This window comes from Mycobacterium sp. (assembly GCF_049278535.1).
GTDB lineage: Bacteria > Actinomycetota > Actinomycetes > Mycobacteriales > Mycobacteriaceae > Mycobacterium.
The window spans coordinates 1-2,464 of record NZ_JBAPMI010000149.1 but is presented as its reverse complement, the minus strand read 5'-3'; the positions used below and the strand labels follow the sequence as shown (position 1 = coordinate 2,464).

General features: G+C 71.0%; 2 protein-coding genes. Both read right to left on the bottom strand.

Going from position 1 to position 2,464, the window contains the following annotated elements; genetic code table 11:
* Positions 1–1,354, bottom strand: a 1,354-nt coding sequence (locus tag WAO18_RS09705; RefSeq protein WP_422205905.1) for an ATP-dependent helicase, incomplete at its 3' end; no start/stop codon positions are given.
* The coding region (locus WAO18_RS09700) for a PD-(D/E)XK nuclease family protein (protein ID WP_422205904.1) at positions 1,351–2,464 on the bottom strand (1,114 nt) is incomplete at its 5' end. The genes WAO18_RS09700 and WAO18_RS09705, both read right to left, overlap by 4 nt.

The window sequence follows — 2,464 nt, the reverse complement described above, 5'->3', positions numbered from 1 at the left end:
GTGCGGCATCGGCGTTGCGGCGCAACAGGATCGCCGCGGTCGGCGGCGCGGTGCCGTCGGCGGCCGCCTGCTGGTAGCGCCGCTGCAGGTGATCAGCGACCCATTCCCGCTCGGCGTGCACGTCCGCCAACAACGCGCAGCGCACGGTGCCGGGTTCGGCATCGGGGCGGGAGCGAAGCGCACGCACAGCCACGGATCGTTGCCGCGCATCCGCGGAGACGGCGTTGGCGACGCGCAGTGCGGCCGGCGGATTACGCCAGCTGGTGCGCAGTTCCAGGACGGGTGCCGGGCAGCCGTCGGGTAGTGGGAAGTCGGTGGTGAACCGCGGCAGGTTGGTGGCCGAAGCGCCGCGCCAGCCGTAGATGGATTGAATTGGGTCACCGACGGCCGTCAGCGCCAGGCCCTCGTCGACTCCGCCACCGAACAGCGACGACAACAGGACGCGCTGGGCGTATCCGGTGTCTTGGTATTCGTCCAGCAGCACCACCCGGTAGCGGCTGCGCAGCTGCTCACCTACCTGCGGGACCATCGAGGCCAGGCGTGCGGCGCAGGCCATCTGGCCGCCGAAATCCATCACCTTGTCGGCCCGCATCCGGTGGTGCAGGGCGTCGATCAGCGGCACCAGCTCGGCGCGTTCGGACTGGGTGGCCAGCATTCGCAGCAGCCACTGACTCGGTCCGCGGTCGCGCTGATACGGGCCGGCGGGCAAGGTGTGCACCAGCCGTTCGAGCTCGACATGGGTCTCGCTGAGCTGACCGGTGTCGACCAGGTGCTCGGCGAGCTGACCCGACAGTCGCAGCACCATTGCGGTGACCGCCGCCGGATTCTTCTCGGTACACAGTTCACCCTGGTATCGGTTCACGACGTCGAAAGCCAGCTGCCAGAGCTCAGTCTCACTGAGCAGCCGGGTGTCGGGCTCGATGGGCTTGGCGTACTCCCCCTCGGCCGGTGAGAGCAGACCGTATTCGCGCAGCAGCTGGCCGGCGAAGGCGTGATAGGTGCTGACGACCGGCACACCGTCGGGCTCGTCAACCGGCTGATCGCCGACGGCCAGCGCGGTGCCACTGAGCCGGGCCAGCCGGGACCTGACCCGCCGCAGCAGCTGGCCCGCGGCCTTGCGGGTGAAGGTCAGACCCAGCACCTGGCCGGGCTCGGCGTAGCCGTTGGCCACCAGCCAAACCACCCGTGCCGCCATCGTCTCGGTTTTGCCGGCGCCCGCACCCGCGATGACGACCAGCGGTCCCGGTGGCGCCGCGATGACCGCCGCCTGTTCTTCGGTGGGCTCGAAAAGTCCTAGTGCGCTTGCCAATTCGCTAGGGCTGTAGCGTGCTGGCGCCGGTGCCGTCACGGTCATACCGACCCCTTAGCCTCGACGCCGGTGTGGGCCGGGCAGCTCGGCCGCAGCGGGCAATGCGCGCAGCCGTCGTTGATCCGGGCGACGAATTGCGGCCCGGCCGTCGCGTCGGCCGCCTCGCGGAGGCGGTCGCGCCACCGCCGACCTGCTTCGGGTGTCATCGGGTCCTGCCCGCGCTCGGTGGCTCCCGTCGACCCGGTCTTGCCCAGGTACACCAGCCGCCCGCCGCCGGGCTCATCGCCGTGTTCCACCAGGCCCTCGGCCACCGCGAGCTGGTAGGCCGCCAGCTGGGCGTGCCGCTGCGCGTCGTCCTTGCTGACCGGCGACTTGCCGGTCTTGACGTCGACGATCACCAGCCGGCCGGCGGCGTCGCGTTCGATCCGGTCGACCCGCCCGCGCAGCCGAACGTTCCCATCGAGGACCCCGTCGACGTCCACCTCGACACCGACCTCGGTCAACTCGCCGCGGGTCTGGGCCCGCCAGGCCAAGAACGTCTCGATCATCATTCGATGCCGGGCCAGCTCGTTGGCCGAATGCCACTGCGATTCGAATGGCAGATGCTGCCATGCCCGCTCCAGCGCGGCCAGCAGTTCGGGCTCGCCGCCGGCCGCCTGGGCGATCAGCGCATGCAGCACCGAACCGATCGTCGAGCCCAGGTCGCGGGGATCGGTGCCCCCGTGCCGTTCGGCCAACCAGCGCAACGGGCAGTCGGTCAACGTCTGCAGGCTCGACGGCGTGAGCGTGACGACGTGATCGTCGCCGCTCCACATCGGTTCGATGGTGCTGACCGGTGACATGCCGTACCAGCCGACCGGGTCGGCGCCCGGCACCCCTGCGGCAGCCAGGCGGGCCAATTGAGTTGCCGCGCAATCGCGCATCGCGTCGCTGACCGCGCCCTGCGGCGCGCACACCACGCCGCGCAGCCGGCCCACCAGCGCGGCCGCGGACAACACCCGCGGCGCCGAGATCGGTTGCACTCCGGCGGTATCGGCGCCGTCGTCGGCCCACTGCGCGATCTCGGTGAAGAACACCGACGGCAGCGCCGCCTCCAGACCGGCCCCACCGGTGTCGCTGTCGACGGCCGTCACCAGCAGCCTGCGCCGGGCCCGG